15 protein-coding genes are annotated in these 14,792 nt (G+C 68.5%); 9 read left to right on the top strand and 6 right to left on the bottom strand.

What is annotated here, in order from left to right:
* Window positions 1-77 precede the first annotated feature (77 nt).
* Window positions 78-827 carry an SDR family NAD(P)-dependent oxidoreductase gene (locus HOV77_RS16445; RefSeq protein WP_290863160.1) on the bottom strand — a complete coding sequence of 250 codons (750 nt, stop codon included), beginning with the start codon at window positions 825-827 and terminating at the stop codon, window positions 78-80.
* A 116-nt stretch (window positions 828-943) separates the two neighbouring features.
* On the opposite strand from HOV77_RS16445, the gene HOV77_RS16440 reads away from it, so the two are divergent.
* The 3 genes from HOV77_RS16440 to HOV77_RS16430 all read left to right on the top strand — a co-directional run bounded on the left by HOV77_RS16440 (window position 944) and on the right by HOV77_RS16430 (window position 2,916).
* Window positions 944-1,522 (top strand): dihydrofolate reductase family protein, encoded by a 579-nt coding sequence (locus tag HOV77_RS16440; protein ID WP_290863158.1) that lies wholly within the window; start codon window positions 944-946, stop codon window positions 1,520-1,522.
* A 70-nt stretch (window positions 1,523-1,592) separates the two neighbouring features.
* Window positions 1,593-2,330, top strand: coding sequence for a CPBP family intramembrane glutamic endopeptidase (locus tag HOV77_RS16435; protein WP_290863156.1), 738 nt, complete (start codon window positions 1,593-1,595; stop codon window positions 2,328-2,330).
* Window positions 2,331-2,379: 49 nt separating this feature from the next.
* Entirely contained in the window at window positions 2,380-2,916 is a 537-nt protein-coding gene (locus HOV77_RS16430; protein ID WP_290863155.1) for a dihydrofolate reductase family protein, read from the top strand.
* A gap of 10 nt (window positions 2,917-2,926) precedes the next feature.
* Here the strand turns inward: HOV77_RS16430 and HOV77_RS16425 are convergent, their stop codons facing one another.
* Genes HOV77_RS16425 through HOV77_RS16415 form a run of 3 tightly spaced genes read right to left on the bottom strand, consistent with a single transcriptional unit; the run spans window position 2,927 to window position 6,430 of the window.
* A complete protein-coding gene (locus tag HOV77_RS16425; RefSeq protein WP_290863153.1) occupies window positions 2,927-3,214 on the bottom strand; it encodes a hypothetical protein in 288 nt (95 codons plus the stop codon).
* A gap of 34 nt (window positions 3,215-3,248) precedes the next feature.
* Window positions 3,249-4,094, bottom strand: coding sequence for a hypothetical protein (locus HOV77_RS16420; protein WP_290863151.1), 846 nt, complete (start codon window positions 4,092-4,094; stop codon window positions 3,249-3,251).
* Window positions 4,091-6,430 carry a hypothetical protein gene (locus HOV77_RS16415; protein ID WP_290863149.1) on the bottom strand — a complete coding sequence of 780 codons (2,340 nt, stop codon included), beginning with the start codon at window positions 6,428-6,430 and terminating at the stop codon, window positions 4,091-4,093. Before HOV77_RS16415 ends, HOV77_RS16420 begins: the two co-directional genes overlap by 4 nt.
* A gap of 170 nt (window positions 6,431-6,600) precedes the next feature.
* Between HOV77_RS16415 and HOV77_RS16410 the strand changes: the two genes are divergently transcribed.
* Genes HOV77_RS16410 through HOV77_RS16385 form a run of 6 tightly spaced genes read left to right on the top strand, consistent with a single transcriptional unit; the run spans window position 6,601 to window position 13,306 of the window.
* Window positions 6,601-7,647: a LacI family DNA-binding transcriptional regulator gene (locus tag HOV77_RS16410; RefSeq protein ID WP_290863147.1), complete on the top strand. Its 1,047-nt coding sequence runs from the start codon at window positions 6,601-6,603 to the stop codon at window positions 7,645-7,647.
* Window positions 7,647-9,242, top strand: coding sequence for an FAD-dependent oxidoreductase (locus HOV77_RS16405; RefSeq protein ID WP_290863145.1), 1,596 nt, complete (start codon window positions 7,647-7,649; stop codon window positions 9,240-9,242). The genes HOV77_RS16410 and HOV77_RS16405 overlap by 1 nt, the downstream gene beginning before the upstream one ends.
* 36 nt (window positions 9,243-9,278) lie before the next feature.
* Window positions 9,279-10,538 (top strand): sugar ABC transporter substrate-binding protein, encoded by a 1,260-nt coding sequence (locus HOV77_RS16400; RefSeq protein WP_290863143.1) that lies wholly within the window; start codon window positions 9,279-9,281, stop codon window positions 10,536-10,538.
* A 26-nt stretch (window positions 10,539-10,564) separates the two neighbouring features.
* Window positions 10,565-11,491 (top strand): sugar ABC transporter permease, encoded by a 927-nt coding sequence (locus HOV77_RS16395; protein WP_290863141.1) that lies wholly within the window; start codon window positions 10,565-10,567, stop codon window positions 11,489-11,491.
* Window positions 11,481-12,326: a carbohydrate ABC transporter permease gene (locus tag HOV77_RS16390; RefSeq protein ID WP_290863139.1), complete on the top strand. Its 846-nt coding sequence runs from the start codon at window positions 11,481-11,483 to the stop codon at window positions 12,324-12,326. Before HOV77_RS16395 ends, HOV77_RS16390 begins: the two co-directional genes overlap by 11 nt.
* Window positions 12,323-13,306: a LacI family DNA-binding transcriptional regulator gene (locus tag HOV77_RS16385; protein ID WP_290863137.1), complete on the top strand. Its 984-nt coding sequence runs from the start codon at window positions 12,323-12,325 to the stop codon at window positions 13,304-13,306. Before HOV77_RS16390 ends, HOV77_RS16385 begins: the two co-directional genes overlap by 4 nt.
* Here the strand turns inward: HOV77_RS16385 and HOV77_RS16380 are convergent.
* Window positions 13,294-14,040: an isocitrate lyase/phosphoenolpyruvate mutase family protein gene (locus tag HOV77_RS16380; protein ID WP_290863135.1), complete on the bottom strand. Its 747-nt coding sequence runs from the start codon at window positions 14,038-14,040 to the stop codon at window positions 13,294-13,296. The two genes, HOV77_RS16385 and HOV77_RS16380, sit on opposite strands and share 13 nt — an antisense overlap.
* Window positions 14,037-14,699 carry a hypothetical protein gene (locus tag HOV77_RS16375; RefSeq protein ID WP_290863133.1) on the bottom strand — a complete coding sequence of 221 codons (663 nt, stop codon included), beginning with the start codon at window positions 14,697-14,699 and terminating at the stop codon, window positions 14,037-14,039. The genes HOV77_RS16380 and HOV77_RS16375 overlap by 4 nt, the downstream gene beginning before the upstream one ends.
* Between the last annotated feature and the right edge of the window lie 93 nt (window positions 14,700-14,792).

The raw sequence follows: 14,792 nt of genomic DNA, 5'->3' as shown, positions 1-14,792 counted from the left end.
CGTCACCGTCGCGATGTTGTCGCCGTGGGCGTCCCACTCGGTCGGCAGGGGATAGGCGATGCCGTGAAAGACAGGCGTCAGTTGGTGATCTTTCCGCCCGCCACGTCGACCGTCACACCGGTGATCCAGCCCGCCGCGTCCGATGCGAGGAACACCGCGGCCGACGCCACGTCGTGGGGCGTACCCAGACGGCGCAGCGGATGCGATCCGGCAATGCGGTCGGCCGTCTCCGCCGGCATCAGGCGCTCGATCCGTTCGGTGCGGATCGTCGACGGCGCGACGCAGTTCACGCGTACGCCGTGCGGCCCGGCCTCGTCGGCGAGCTGCCGGGTCAGCATCACGATGCCGGCCTTCGCCGCGGCGTACGCGATGTTGGCCGGGCTCGGCTGACGGCCGGCCGCCGACGACATCGTGACGATCGCGCCCCGTCCCCGGTCGATCATGCCGGGCAGGAACGCCCGGATCGTCAGGAACACCGACGTCAGGTCGGCGTCGATCACGTCGCGCCACCGCGCCGGATCCAACTGCCAGCTCGGTGCCGGGGCGCCCTGCCCACCCGCGAACGCGGCGAGCACGTCGACCGGACCCAGTTCCTGCTCTATGCGTATCCTCGCCTGATCGATCTGGGCGAAGTCCGTGACATCCGCGCGGACCGCGAGCCCGGCGGGCAGCGCAGATGCGACCTCGCCGAGTGCGGACTCGTCGCGGCCGATCACCGCGACCCGCGCGCCCTGAGCCGCGAACGCCCGCGCGGTCTCCGCGCCGATGCCGCGCGAACCGCCGGTGACGACGACCGTCTTGCCGGAGAGATCCGGATAGCTAGCCATGCGACCAAACTATCGCCGGAATCCGGCTGCGCATTATTTCTGCGGCGCGTGTGTCGGATCGGGGGCGAGCCGTTCGTGGTAAGGGTGAAAGCTGACCACGAACGGAAGGAAATGTCATGACTGCGCTCTACACCTGGGACGTCTTCGCCACGCTCGACGGCTACGGCTCGTTCGGCGAGGGCGCCGACTGGGGCGGCTACTGGAGTAAGCAGGGGCCTGAGCTGCTCGCGCACCGAGCCGCTCTGTTCGACACGGAGCAGCGGATGGTGTTCGGGGCCACCACCTTCCGGGAGACGGCGGCGATCATGTCCTCGGGCATCGATCCCAATGCGCTCGACGAGTGGAACGTGCGGACGATGCGTTCACCCGCGACCGTCATCTCCTCCACCCTGACCGACACGCTCGGCTGGCCCGACGCCACGATCGTCAGCGGCGACGCCGTCGAGATCGTCACGCGGCTCAAGGAGGAGTCGGACGTGCCACTGCGCTCGCAGGCGAGTCTGTCGCTGAACTGGGCGCTGATGGCGGCCGGTTTGGTCGATCGATTGCAGGTGACCGTTTTTCCCGTCATCTCCGGGCGTACGGGGACCAGCCCGATCCTGGGCGGAGCGGGGGACTTCGACCTCGAGCTGCTCGAGAGCCGGACGCTGGACGGCCGCACCCTGGAACTCGTCTATCGCCCCACCGTCCACTGACGGTTACTGCGCCCGGGCATGGAAGCTATCGGTACTGTGGGCGCCGAGTGCGGACCATCAGGGGAGGGACATGTCCCGCTGGCTCCTTCGGCGGCCGTTGGCCGGCGCGGTCATCCTGACCCTGTTGTGGCATGCGGTGGTGTTCGCCGCGGACGCGGCACTGCCGCCACTGTCGCCGGACTGGTTCCCGGCGCTGGGACCGACGCTGATCAACCTGCTCGCGGCCGTCGTGCCGATCGGCGTAGCGGTCATCTCCGGGTGGTGGGGAGCGGCGGGCTTCGGCTGGCGCGTACCGAGACGAGCTTGGTGGTACGCGCTGCCGGTGCTCGTCGCTTGTGGTGCGTACGCGGTGAGCCCACTGGCCGGTGATGCCGCCGCGCTGACGTCCACCGCCGTGATGTGCCTGGCCATCGGAGTGAGCGAGGAGAGCCTCAGCCGCGGCGTCAACCAGATGATGCTGGCGCGCCTCGGCCGGTTCCGCGCCGCCGTGTGGGTGGCGGTGCTCTTCGGTCTCGGTCATGCGTTGTCGGCAGCATGGTTCGGCCGCGACCTCGACGACACCGTGATGCAGGTGATCAGCACGACCGCCTTCGGATTCTGCTTCGCCGCTCTCCGGTTTCATCTCGGGGTGATCTGGCCCCTGGTGCTGCTGCATGCGCTCGACGACTTCTTGCAACTGACCAGCCCGGGGAAGACGCCGGATTGGCTGCAGGTGGCGGAGATCGTGTTCTTCGTCGGCTATGGCTGGTGGCTGCTGACCAGGCTGCCGCGATCGGGGCTTTCTCTGAAAGTGCCACGCACCGATTAGTTTTCCGCGCCGCCTCCGTCCTAGAAGCATCGACTACAAAGGAGGCATCATGGGAAAGATCGTCGGCGGCGGGCGCGTCACGTTGGACGGCATCGCGGGCGCACCAGAGCGCTGGAGCTTCGAGTACCTCAACGAGGAGGTCCAGCAGGTGATCTCCGGGAACGCCGTGAACACCAGCACCATCATCCTCGGCCGGACCACCTACGACGAGTTCGCCCGGGTCTGGCCGGCGCAGTCCGGCCCGCTCGCGGACTTCCTCAACAACACCCCGAAGATCGTCGTCTCGACGACCCTCGACGCTCCCGAGTGGAGCAACTCGACAGTGACCGGCCCGGACTTCGCCGAGCATCTCGCGAAGGCCAAGGAGAACACCGACGGAGTTCTGCGCGTGATCGGCAGCCTGTCCGTCGCCCGGGCCCTGCTCGCCGCCGACCTGCTCGACGAACTGGACCTGCTGATCTATCCGGTAGCCGTGGGCGAGGGCAAGCGGCTGTTCGACGGGCCCGGCGTGACCGGCAAGTTCTCCGTGAAGTCCATGAAGGTTTTCGGCAACGGCGTCGTGCACGCGGTCTACGCCCGAGTCTGAAGGCGCCCTCCTATTCAGGGGCGCTGACCGACGCGTCGCGCTGCGCGACTGCCGCGGCCACAGCTGCGGCGAGAGCGTCGAGTTCGGGGCGGCGAATCGGCTCGTACGCCATGCTCAAGTACGGGCCGACCGCACAGCGGATCTCCAACCGGGGTCGCTTGCCCGCCGGGAACTCCAGACGTGGGCGCTGCCAGACATGAAAGCGATGACTGTCGCTGTGCCCGAACAGTTCGAGCACGGTTCCGTCGAACACGAGCACGCAGCCGTCATCGGGTTGCGCCTCGATCTGGATGGTCATTCGCGTTCGCGTCCTTTCGAGGAGCTCGGGGGAGTCAGTCGGACGGGGCGACGTACTTGTCGTAGAGCTCCTGGAACTGCACGCCGTCGTCGAGGTCGACATGCGCCGACCCGGCGTGGTCGGTCAGCACGATCACCGGCGAGCCGAGGACGGGCACCCGTTCGGCGTCGGTACGCATGTGCAGCCACAGCTCGCGGGGTTCGCCCCGGTCGGCGTACGAGACTCGGGCTTTGAAGACCGGCATGTCAAAGAGCCACTCGTTGAGGAACACGAGCTCGGCGATCACTCCGTCGTAGCGGGCGCCGTTCTGGCGCAGCCGCTGGATGGTGAGCTGCCGCTCGCGTACGCCGCGGAGGGTGGTCCAGAGCCGGATCAGCATCCAGGCCGTCAGGGCCGCCATGAGCGCAGTCACTGATACGCCCAGCTCACGCGGGATCGTCGGCGAGGTGGCGATGCGCTCCAGATCGAACGCCGGCGCCAAATTCCGGGCGTAGCTCGCGGCTGTCCAGGCGAGACCGCCGACCGCGGATCCGCCGATCACGGTGATGCCGTTGAACAGACCCGACGTGCGGCTCTGCCGGAAGGCCGCTGCGGCTCGCACGTGGACGCTGCCGTTGATCCCTATCGCGACAAGGGCAGTCGCGATCGCCCCCGCCAACGCCCACGGGCTTCCCAGCGCCTGTTCCAGGCCGGCAGTCGGTGCCAGCCCGAGCAGCGCCGCGTACGGGACGGACGACGCGACAGCCCACGCCGCCATGCCGAGGAGCACGACCCGGATGAGGCCGCCGCTCACTTGGCCGATCGGCTCGCCCGGCAGCAGTTGCGTCATCCGCGTACCGCGCTCGGTCACCGACAGGATCGGCGTCGCCCGGTCGCTCATCGCCGCCGGGTCCGTACGATGCGGGAACCGGCCAGCGTGTGTCTGCCAAAGCTGTCGGGACGGGGCACGAGGCCATAGTAGATTCTCGGCGCGCCGTCGAGGGTCACGGTCACCTGGCCGTCGGCGACCGGCAGTTGACGGCTCTGCCCGATGGCGTTCAGCTCGGTGACGCTGTCCCGCGCGGCGACCGTGAGACTCACCTTCGTCGGCCACGGATCGGCCCAGACCTCCGGCGCGGGGAAGTGCCAATCCGTGCGCCGGCCGGTGGTGTTGAGCAGATAGCCGTCGGCTCGGTTCCACAGCACCGCGACCGGTCCGGACGGGGTGTCGAACCAGAGGCCGAAGGTGAGCGGGTCGGCGAAGGTCAGCCAATTCCGGAAGGTGGCCTGGTCGAGCACGCGCGCGGCGGTGGCGTACGCCAGCAGGGAGGGCTTCGGGCTCAAGTCGCGGTTCATCAGGCCGTAGTGGTATTCGACGTTGTCGGGATCGGCGACTTGCGGCATGCCGAGCACGCTGTCGTGGAATTGGTACCAGCAGACGCAGGTGACGCCCTCGGCCTTCGCCAACGCCAGAGTGAGCAGGACGTTTTCGGCAGCATGGCGATAGGTGTCGTGCCACCAGCTGTTCGGCTTGGTGGGCGCGTACGCCTCGGTCAGCCAGATCTCCTTCGCACCGTATTGCGCCATCAGCGCCTTCAGCTGCTTCAGACCGCCGTAGAAGTTCCAGTATGTGCCGTCGGCTCCGGTGCTCCAGTCGTCGCCGGGCGGGATGTAGTCCGGCGTGAAGTTGCCCCGGCCGGGGTGGTAGGCGAACGCGTCGATCAGGTCCCAGCCGCCGGCTGCGATGAAGTTCTGCACCCACGGCTTGTCCATCCCGGCCAGGCCGTTGTTCATCAGCTTGATCGCCGCGCCGGTCGCGGCCCGCCGATCGAAGACGGGTCGCAAGGCTTTGTCCAGGTACGCCTGCGCGGCGGTGCCGGTGTTGAACGGGCGATTCAGCTCGTTGCCGACTTCGAAGTACCCGGCTCCGGCCGCGACGGCCACCGAAAGTTTGTCGGCCGCCCACGTCGCGGCGTCGGCGTCGGTCGCCTCCAGCGACGGTTGCAGTTCGATGTTGTGCCGGATCGACCTCGCGTCGAAGGCGGCGGGGGGCAGACCCGGCCCGCCGTCGTACGCGATGCGTACGAGGCTGATGCCGGCCCGCTCCCACAGATCCAGCACGGCGTCGGCGCTCGGACGCTGGAGCCACGGATAGTTGGCGATGCCGAACATGCTGCCCGAACCGGCCTGGTAGTCGAACGCGGCGAGGGTGGCGAGGTTGGTGCGGGCGAAGGCCGAGTCGTCGCCGGACCGCACCGTGACTTCGGCGAACACTATTCCGGTGGCGGGCGCGGGCACGGTGAAGGCGTACTGCCAGATGCTGGCCGCGGAGATGTCGCCGGTGACCGTCGTGTCGGTCACGACGTTCCCGTCGAAGTCGCGTACCGTGAGCTGGAGTTCGGCTGACCGCGCCGCGCCGCCGTTCGCCACCAAGGCGGTGAGCTCCATCAGCTCCCCGGCGACGTCGAAGAGGTTGAACGGGCGGTTGCCGGTCAGTTCCAGCCCGAGTTCGCGCCCGCGGCCGATGGTCGCGGTGGCCGACGGCCGGGTCTCGGTGAAGAAGAAGTCGGCTCGGCTGGTCCAGCCTCCGGCGGACTCCGGTACGCCGGGCGCGTGGACCCAGGTGGCGTTCGTCCAGGCCTGACGAGACCGGTCCAGCAGGAACATGCCGTGCAGGCTGCCCCAGGTCGACGTATGCGCGACGCCCACGGTGTCCTCGTACGGAATCCCACCGCCCGAGTCGCGTACCCACTCGGTGATCGCGATGTAGTCGTCCGGCGCTGTCGGCGCCTGGATCGCGCGGCTGAACAGGAAGCCGTCCGGCACGAGGGTGTCCGGGCCGGTGACGTGCCACTCCAGCTGGGCGTGGTTGGTGGCGACGCTGAACCAGCCGACCACGGTGACCGGGCCGGTCGCCGCGCCGAAGACGTAGTCCATGCGGATGGCCGGAGTTCCGTCCGGGAGCTGAGCCAGCGTGGGAGTGCCGCCGGTGGACAGGTGAATGCCCGTGACCTGGTCTTTGATCTGGAACTTCGATCCGGCGGACCGGGTGACTCCGGCCGCGTCGCGGATGGCCAGGCGTCCGCCGACGCTCGCCAGCAGGCTGATCCCGCCCGCGGCGAGGGAGACGTCGCCCGCCGCCGCGTACGCGGTGACCGGGGTGGGTTCGGCGATGAGGACGACGCCCGCCGCGAGCGTCATACCGAGGAAGCCGCGACGGCTGAGCTGGGGTGTCATCGTCTGCTCCTGTCTGCCCGCGAACTCGTTTGATAATGCCTATCTTCTTCGCGGTGAAACGGACGATGCCAACCACACAACCCATCTGTCAAGGGGAGGTTGCGCTTTCGTTTCCGGCGGCTTATGGTCATCGGCGTTCGGAGAAGATAGGCATTATCAACGGAGGGCCGATGCCAACGAGACGTCGCCGGGTGACGCAGCGCGAGATCGCGGAGATCGCGGGCGTCAGTCAGACCACCGTGTCGGTGGTGCTGAACGATCGGGACGGCACGAACGTGCGCATCCCCGAGGAGACCCGGGCCCGGGTCAAGCGCGCACTCGAGCAGGCCACCTATGTCGCCGATCCGGCGGCTCGGCGGCTGGCCGGGCTGGACAGCCAGATCATTGGCGTCTTCACCTACGAGGCGGCCCTGTCGCCCGAGAGCATGGACTTCTACGGCCCGCTGCTGAACGGAATCGAGCGCGCCGCCGAAAGCATCGGCTGTGATCTGCTGTTCTTCACGTCATCACCGGTGGAGGACGGGACGCGCAGCCTGTTCCACCGCAAGACCCGGCTCCGGCTCGCCGACGGCTGCATCCTGCTCGGCCAGCAGATGGTCGGCTCCGAGCTGGAGCGGCTGGTCGCCGAGCAGTTCCCGTTCGTCGCGGTCGGCCGCCGGGACGAGACGACCGCCGCCGTGCCGTACGTGGGCATCGACTACGTCACCCCGACCGCCCAGCTGATCGACCAGGCCGCAGAGCTCGGACATCGGCAGGCTCTGTATGTGCATCGTGGCCGGGACACCCCGACCGCGCGCGACCGGCGAGGCGCGGTCGAGGCGGCCTCCGCTGCCGGGCGGCTGGCGTTCCTCCTGGTGGGCGACGAGCGGGTCGCGGAGTTGCCGCGGCTGGCCAGAGCCACCGAGGCGACGCTGATCATCGCCGAGGACGCCTTCCTCACCGAGGACGTCATCCACGCGTTGGTCGAAGCAGGCGTCGACGTGCCGGGCGAGATCTCGGTCGCCGCGCTCGGCGAAGTACGCGGTCACCGTGCCGCGAACCGCGAACTGTCGGGCTTGCATGTGCCGAGGATGCAGATCGCCGCCGAGGCGCTGGAGTTGTTGCAGCAGCTGATCACCACCGATCCACCGGAATGGGCCGGTCTGGAGACGCAGCGGCTGCTGATGGCCGAGGTCGCGACCGGCGGCACCATCGTCGCCCGATCGGCGGCGTCCTGATGCGCGCGATCGCCACGGAAGTGGCGATCATCGGCGGTGGGCTCGGTTCGGTGGCCGCCGCGCTCGCCCTGCTCCAGCGTGGCCGCCGCGTGGTGATGACCGAGGAGTACGCCTGGCTCGGCGGGCAACTGACGTCGCAGGCAGTGCCACCGGACGAGCACATCTGGGTCGAGCAGTTCGGCGTCACCGCCCGATACCGGGCACTTCGTGACAACATCCGGCGCTACTACCGCGATCACTATCCGCTGTCGGAAGCAGCCCGCGTCGAGCGGGAACTGAACCCGGGACGTGGCCGAGTCTCCCGGCTGTGCCATGAGCCGCGGGTGGCGCTCGCCGTCATCGAAGCCATGCTCGCGCCCTATCGGTCGAGCGGCCGGCTAACCGTCTTGCAGCGTGCCGTCCCGGTCGCGGCCGACGTCGTCGACGGCGTCGTCCGCTCTGTCACGGTGAAGGATCTGCCGACCGGGGCGGAGATCGTCGTCAAGGCGGAGTTCGTCCTCGACGGCACCGAGACCGGCGATCTGTTGCCGCTCACCGGAACCGAGTACGCCGTCGGCGCGGAGGCGCGGTCGGACACGGGCGAGCCGAGCGCGGCCGAGGTGGCCGACCCGGCCAACGTCCAGTCGATCGCGTGGTGCTTCGCCTTCGACCACGTCGCCGGTGACCACACCATCGAGCGGCCGGCCGACTACGACGAGTGGGGCTCGTTCGAGCTGCCGTTCTGGGGCGCTCCGATGCTCTCCTTCGTCGCGCCGAATCCGCGTACGCTGGTGCCGGAGCAGCGGACCATGATCGTCAACCCGGATCGGGACGACTCCGGTGATCCGCGGTTCGACGCGGGCGATCGGGATCTGTGGCAGTTCCGGCGGATCGCCGCCCGGCAGACCTTCGCCGACGGCCTCTACGACAGCGACATCGTGCTCGCCAACTGGCCGCAGCTGGACTACGTCGGCGGTTCGATCATCGACACCGACGACCGGGACCGCCATCTCGCGGCGGCGAAGGCGCAGTCCCGGGCGTACGCGTACTGGCTGCAAACCGAAGCGCCCCGGCCCGACGGTGGACGCGGCTGGCCGGGCCTCCGGCTGCGCGGTGATCTCGTCGGGACCGCCGACGGCTTCGCCCAGGCCCCCTACATCCGGGAATCCCGGCGGATCAAGGCTTTGACCACCATCCGCGAGCAGGACATCTCGATCAAGGCCCGGGGATACGACGGTCCGGCCCGCTTCGACGGCTCCGTCGGAGTCGGGATGTACCGGATCGATCTGCACCCGTCGACCGGCGGCGACAACTACATCGACGTCGAGTGCGCGCCGTTCGAGATCCCGCTGGGCGCGCTGGTCCCCGTACGCACCCAGAACCTGTTGCCGGCCGCCAAGAACATCGGCACCACCCACATCACCAACGGTGCGTACCGGCTGCATCCGGTCGAGTGGAACGTGGGGGAGTCCGCGGGGGAACTCGCCGCGTTCTGCCTCGACCGGGGTCTGAGCCCACGGCAGGTCGCCACCGACGCCGAACTCGTCGGCTTGTTCCAGCACCGTCTCGTCGAGGCCGGCGTCGAGCTGCACTGGCCCGAGGTCGTCGGCTACTGAGCCGCGCCGAACACTCCACATAAGAAGGACGCAACCATGATAAATGCACGAAAGGCGCTCGGCGCTCTCGCCTTGACGGCGATCGTCGGTCTCAGCGCGGCCTGTTCCGGGACGGCGGCCGAGACCTCGGGACCCGCCGAGCTCCGGATGACGGTGTGGACCTCGAACGAGGCTCAGCTGAAGCTGCTCAACTCGATCGGCGACGCGTACCGGGCCGACCACCCCGACGTCTCGAAGATCACCTTCGAGAGCCTGCCGTTCGCCGACTACAACACGACGCTCACCACTCAGATCGCCGGTGGCAACGCCCCGGATCTGGCCTGGATGGGCGACCTGTCGAAGGATCTGATCGCCTCCGACGCCCTCGTCGGGCTGACCGACAAACTCAAGGCCACCGACGGCTGGCAGTACGACGATCTGCTCGGCAGCGTCACCGCCGAGTACAGCCGGAACGGCACGCTGTACGCGTACCCGTTCTCCAATTCGCCGTTCGCCCTCTACGTGAACACCGACCTGCTCGCCAAGGCCGGGCAGAAGATCGACCCGGCCACGCTGACCTGGGATCAGGTCGCCGCCGCGGGCGCGGCCGTGCACGAGAAGACGGGCAAGGCCGGTTTCGTCATCCGCGACTTCGACTACAAGTCGTGGAACGTGCTGGCCACCGTCTGGACCGGCTTTGGTGCGGCGGCGTGGAGCCAGGACGGCAAGACCTGCACCTTCGCCAGTCCCGAGATGCAGAAGGCCTTCTCGTTCCTGCACGATGCGGCGTTCACATCCAAGGCGATGCCCAGCCCGGGCACCACCGCGGACTTCTTCGCCGGTGACGCCGCCTTCACCATCGCTCAGGTCTCCCGCGCCTCCCTGCTCACGGGCTCGTTCAAGTTCGGGCTCCACCCGCTGCCGACCGGGCCGGCCGGCAAGTATGCCGTCCTCGGGCAGGCCGGGGTGGGCGTACTGACCTCGAGCAAGCATCAGAGCCAGGCCCTGGACTTCCTCGCGTACCTGACGAACCCGTCGAACGCCGAGAAGCTCGCCCAGTTCTTCCCGCCGCCTCGCAAGTCGCTGCTGACCGGCGCCAAGCTCGCCGCGAACAACAAGACGCTGAGCGCCGAACAGCTGCAGTCCGTCGTCGTCGACCAGCTGCCGAACGCGGTCACCCTGCCCAACCACACCAGCCCCGCCGAGATCGCCCAGAAGGGCAAGACCGCGCTGGACGCCATGTGGAAGGCCGACGCCGACATCCCCGCCGTGTTGCGCTCGGTATGCGCAGCGATCGAACCCATCCTGGCCAAGTAGTGTCGGCCACCACGAAAAACCGTGTCGTGTCCCGGGCGTCTGCCAACGTCCGGGGCACGGCCCGGCCGCCTTTCTGGACCACCCGCCGCCGAGATGTGCTGACCGGATATCTCTTCATCGCACCGCAGCTCGCCGGGGTCCTGCTGTTCGTGCTGGTTCCGGTCGGCCTGGCGATCTGGTACAGCCTGAACGACTGGAACGTGTTCACCGGCAAGCAGACCTTCGTCGGAGCCGAGCACTACACCGCTCTGGCGTCCGATCCGCAGCTGCCGTCGGTGCTGCTCGCGACGGCGATCTTCTCCGGCGGCGTGGTGATCCTCAACATCACCCTCGGCCTGCTCATCGCCGTACTCCTCAACCGCCGGTTCCGTGGCGCGACCCTGTTCCGCACGCTGTTCTTCTCGCCGGTGGTCGTCTCCGTCGTCGCCTGGACGCTCGTCTGGGGTTTCCTGTTGCAGGACAACGGCGGCATCAACGGAATGCTCGCGACGATCGGGATCGAGGGGCCGAACTGGCTCCAGCACGGCGACACCGCCATGCTGTCGGTGATCATCACGCAGGTGGTCCGTAGCGTCGGCGTCAACATGGTGCTGTTCCTGTCGGCGCTCCAGGGCGTGCCGTCTCAGTTGTATGAGGCCGCCCGCATGGACGGCGCGGGCAGCCGGACCATCTTCACCCGGATCACGCTGCCGCTGATCTCGCCGACGCTGCTGCTGACCGCGATCATCACCATCGTGGGCGCGCTTCAGTCGTTCGCCCAGATCGCCGTCCTGACCGGCGGCGGCCCGGAACTCAGCACGACCGTGCTGGTCTATTACGTCTTCCAGCAGGCCTTCGAGTTCAACGACATCGGCTACGGCTCGACGCTGGCGTTGATGCTGCTGTCCTTCGTCATGCTGCTGACCTTGCTGCAGTGGCAGCTTCGCCGGAAGTGGGTCTTCCATGAGCAGTGAATCACTGAACTCGCTGGCACGACGCGTGCTGCTGGTGGTGGCGCTCGGCGTACTGGCGATCCCGTTCGTGGTGCCGACGATCTGGATGGTGGCCGCGTCGGTCAAACCGCTGCCGGAGATCTTCGCGTCGCCGCCTTCACTGTGGACCGACCATCCCACGCTTTCGGCGTACTCCGAGGCGTTCACCTTCCAGCCGTTCGCCCGGCAGTACTTCAACAGCGTCTACATCGCCCTGCTGGTCACGCTGATCACGCTGGTGGTCTCCAGCCTCGCCGGGTACGCCTTCGCCCGCATCCGGTTCCCCGGCGCGAACGCCCTCTTCGTGGTGGTGCTCATCGGCCTGCTGGTGCCGAGCGAGGTGACCATCGTGCCGCTGTTCCAGATGTTCAAACGAGCCGGGATGATCAACACGCATTGGCCGTTGATCCTGGTCACGGCGTTGGCTGCGCCCTGCGTGCTGGCGACGTTCATCATGCGGCAATTCTTCATCGCGCTCCCGGCCGAACTCGAGGAGGCGGGCCGGTTGGAGGGCCTCGGCCGCCCCGGCATCTGGTGGCGGATCTGCGTACCGCTGGCCAAGCCCGCGCTGTCGGCGGTGGCGATCCTGACCTTCCTCACGTCGTGGAATCTCTACCTCGAACCCACCGTCTACCTCACCTCACCGGAGTTGTTCACGCTGCCGCAGGCGCTCACCCGGTTCACCGACGCCTACGGCGGGGAGATGTGGAACACGCAGCTGGCGGCCGCCACGATGACGGTCCTGCCGGTGCTCATCGTCTTCATCGTCGCCCAGCGTCAGTTCGTCGAGGGCTTGGCCCACTCGGGGCTCAAATGAGACGGCTGGCCGACATCGCCAAGCACGCCGGCGTCAGCGAGGCGACGGTGAGCCGGGTGCTCAACGGCCGGGCGGGGATCTCCGACTCGACGCGTACCGCCGTGCTCACGACGTTGGACGTGTTCGGCTACGAGCGGCCGGTCAAGTTGCGCGGCGAACGCCCTCGTCTGGTCGGGTTGGTGCTGCCGGATCTGCTGAACCCGATCTTTCCGACGTTCGCCGAGGTCGTCGGGGCGGCGTTGGTCAAGAAGGGCTTCACCCCGGTGCTGTGTACGCGCACGAGCAGAGGCGTCTCCGAAGGCGACTACGTCACGATGCTGCTCAGCCAGCAAGTGTCCGGGGTGATCTTCGCCGGCGGCGCGTACGCCCAAGCCGATGCCGACCATGAGCACTACGACCGGCTGCTGCAACGCAAGTTGCCGGTGATCCTGATCAACGCAGCCGCCGACGGTCTGAGCTTCTCCCGAGTGTCCACCAACGACGCTGCGGCGGTCGGCAAGGCGTACCGGCATCTGCGGAGCCTCGGTCACGAGCGGATCGGCCTCGTCATCGGCCCGCTGGGCCACATCCCGTCACAGCGCAAGGCCGAGGCGTTCCCTGGTGATCCGATGCTGGTCGAACGCACGATCCTCGCGCTGGAGGGCGGCCACGTCGCGGCGGTCCAGCTGATCGAGCGGGGTGCGACCGGGCTGATCTGCGCCAGCGACGTGCTCGCCCTCGGTGCGATCCGTGGTGTCCGTAGCAACGGGCTGAGCGTCCCGGACGATGTGAGCGTCGTCGGATACGACGATTCCGCGCTCATGACCTGCGTCGATCCGCCGCTGACGACGATCCGCCAGCCGATCGAGGAGATCGGGCAGACCGCCGTGTCCCTGCTGGAGGCTCAAGTCGCCGGTAGCCCGCTCGTCAGCGACGAAGTCTTGTTCGACCCCGAACTAGTGCTTCGCCGCAGCACAGCATCGGCGACTCACAAGGTTTGACGCGCTCCTGCCCAGGCGTTCACCTCCGCGTACGCGGGAAGACCGGAGTCGACGGCCGACCCGTCGCGTACGGCGACCGCGGTGCGCGTCACCGCCGCCAGCGCTGAGCGGAACAGCAACGAGCCGGTGCTGATCCGGCGTACGCCGAGCTCCGTCAGCTCGGCGACGGTGAGCCGGCCGGGCAGGAAGAGGACGTTCACCGGGACGTCGACGGCTGCCACCACGGCTGCGATGTCGGCCGGCTCGGCGAGGCCGGGGACGAACACGCCGTCCGCGCCGGAGTCTGCGTACAAGTGGATTCTTCGAAGGGTTTCACTGAGATCGCCGGGCCGCAGCCAGTGCGTGTCGGTGCGGGCGTTGACGAACAGGCCGGGCGCTTCGCGCTTCACGGACCGGATGAGCGCGGCCTGCGTCTCGGCGGGGCCGAGCGCGTCCTCGAGGTTGACCCCGGCGGCCCCGGCCTCGGCTGCCGCAACCGCGGCGGCGACCGACCCCTGTTCGAGGTCGGCCGTGATGAAAGCCGGAAGCCCGGCCAGCCGGCGGACGAGATCGAGCGTCGCGGCCTCGGCCGCGCCCACCCCGTCGGGCAGCCCGGACGCGGCGGCGACCCCGAGGCTGGTCGTGCCCACGGCCGGGAAGCCCGCCTCGACCAGGCAGTACGCGGACGCGACGTCCCAGGCGTTCGGCAGCACCAGCGGATCGCCCGCGCGGTGAAGATCGGCGAAGGTGGTCACGACGTCGCCCCTTCCACCAAGGCGAGCGCGTGCGCCCGGCCCGGACAGCGCCGCGGCCCGGCGCCGAAGGCCAGCTCACCCCCGAGCGGAATCTGCACCACCTCACCGGCTTCGACGGTGAGGCCGCCGACCGTCGTCCGGGTGAGCGCCTGACGTTTCGTCGCGCGTACCGGCGGCTGGTCGCGCATCACCTCGTCCACGGACGCGCCATGTCGTACGCGGTCGATCAGTGTCGCCGTCGCGTCGCACGCCTGCACCAGTACGCCGATCCGGGCAGCCGTAGCCTCGTCGAACTCGCCGCCGAAGAGGATGACGAGGCGGTCGACGGCGGCATCGGCTCGCAGAGTGTCACCGGTGCCGGGCTGGTACGCCTGCGCGGCGTCGCGTACGAGGCCGACGATGTCCACGGTGCTGCCGAGTGCTTCGGCGAGCGTCGCGACCGGATGACGCGAGTTGTTGTGCCGCAACGACTCCAGCGGAATCGAGTCGATCACTGCGACGGACAGCGCTCGCCGTCGCACGTGGTCCGCGCCCGAGCTGAACCGGCCGACGGTCGCCCGCAACCAGGCGATACCGCGTACGCCGGACGGCACCGGCGGTACGCCGAAACCAGGATCGTTCAGCACGGCTTCGGCGTACGCCGTGGGTATCTGCTGCATACCTCGACGCTACGGCTACGAAAGTTCGGTGACCGCCGAACTGACGTCTCCGGGCGCCGAGATCAACGGAGAAAATGTGGGGTTATGGCACCG

Origin of the sequence: Hamadaea sp. (genome assembly GCF_013362815.1) — a bacterium.
Taxonomy (GTDB): Bacteria; Actinomycetota; Actinomycetes; order Mycobacteriales; family Micromonosporaceae; genus Hamadaea.
The sequence above is the reverse complement of the archived record's forward strand: the minus strand, read 5'-3'. Positions and strand labels throughout refer to the sequence as shown.

What these genes read in the sequence shown, in the direction of transcription:
- HOV77_RS16445 (WP_290863160.1), bottom strand. Translation starts at nt 827, where the DNA reads ATGGCTAGCTATCCGGATCTCTCCGGCAAGACGGTCGTCGTCACCGGC.
- HOV77_RS16440 (WP_290863158.1), top strand. Translation starts at nt 944, where the DNA reads ATGACTGCGCTCTACACCTGGGACGTCTTCGCCACGCTCGACGGCTAC.
- HOV77_RS16435 (WP_290863156.1), top strand. Translation starts at nt 1,593, where the DNA reads ATGTCCCGCTGGCTCCTTCGGCGGCCGTTGGCCGGCGCGGTCATCCTG.
- HOV77_RS16430 (WP_290863155.1), top strand. Translation starts at nt 2,380, where the DNA reads ATGGGAAAGATCGTCGGCGGCGGGCGCGTCACGTTGGACGGCATCGCG.
- HOV77_RS16425 (WP_290863153.1), bottom strand. Translation starts at nt 3,214, where the DNA reads ATGACCATCCAGATCGAGGCGCAACCCGATGACGGCTGCGTGCTCGTG.
- HOV77_RS16420 (WP_290863151.1), bottom strand. Translation starts at nt 4,094, where the DNA reads ATGAGCGACCGGGCGACGCCGATCCTGTCGGTGACCGAGCGCGGTACG.
- HOV77_RS16415 (WP_290863149.1), bottom strand. Translation starts at nt 6,430, where the DNA reads ATGACACCCCAGCTCAGCCGTCGCGGCTTCCTCGGTATGACGCTCGCG.
- HOV77_RS16410 (WP_290863147.1), top strand. Translation starts at nt 6,601, where the DNA reads ATGCCAACGAGACGTCGCCGGGTGACGCAGCGCGAGATCGCGGAGATC.
- HOV77_RS16405 (WP_290863145.1), top strand. Translation starts at nt 7,647, where the DNA reads ATGCGCGCGATCGCCACGGAAGTGGCGATCATCGGCGGTGGGCTCGGT.
- HOV77_RS16400 (WP_290863143.1), top strand. Translation starts at nt 9,279, where the DNA reads ATGATAAATGCACGAAAGGCGCTCGGCGCTCTCGCCTTGACGGCGATC.
- HOV77_RS16390 (WP_290863139.1), top strand. Translation starts at nt 11,481, where the DNA reads ATGAGCAGTGAATCACTGAACTCGCTGGCACGACGCGTGCTGCTGGTG.
- HOV77_RS16385 (WP_290863137.1), top strand. Translation starts at nt 12,323, where the DNA reads ATGAGACGGCTGGCCGACATCGCCAAGCACGCCGGCGTCAGCGAGGCG.
- HOV77_RS16375 (WP_290863133.1), bottom strand. Translation starts at nt 14,699, where the DNA reads ATGCAGCAGATACCCACGGCGTACGCCGAAGCCGTGCTGAACGATCCT.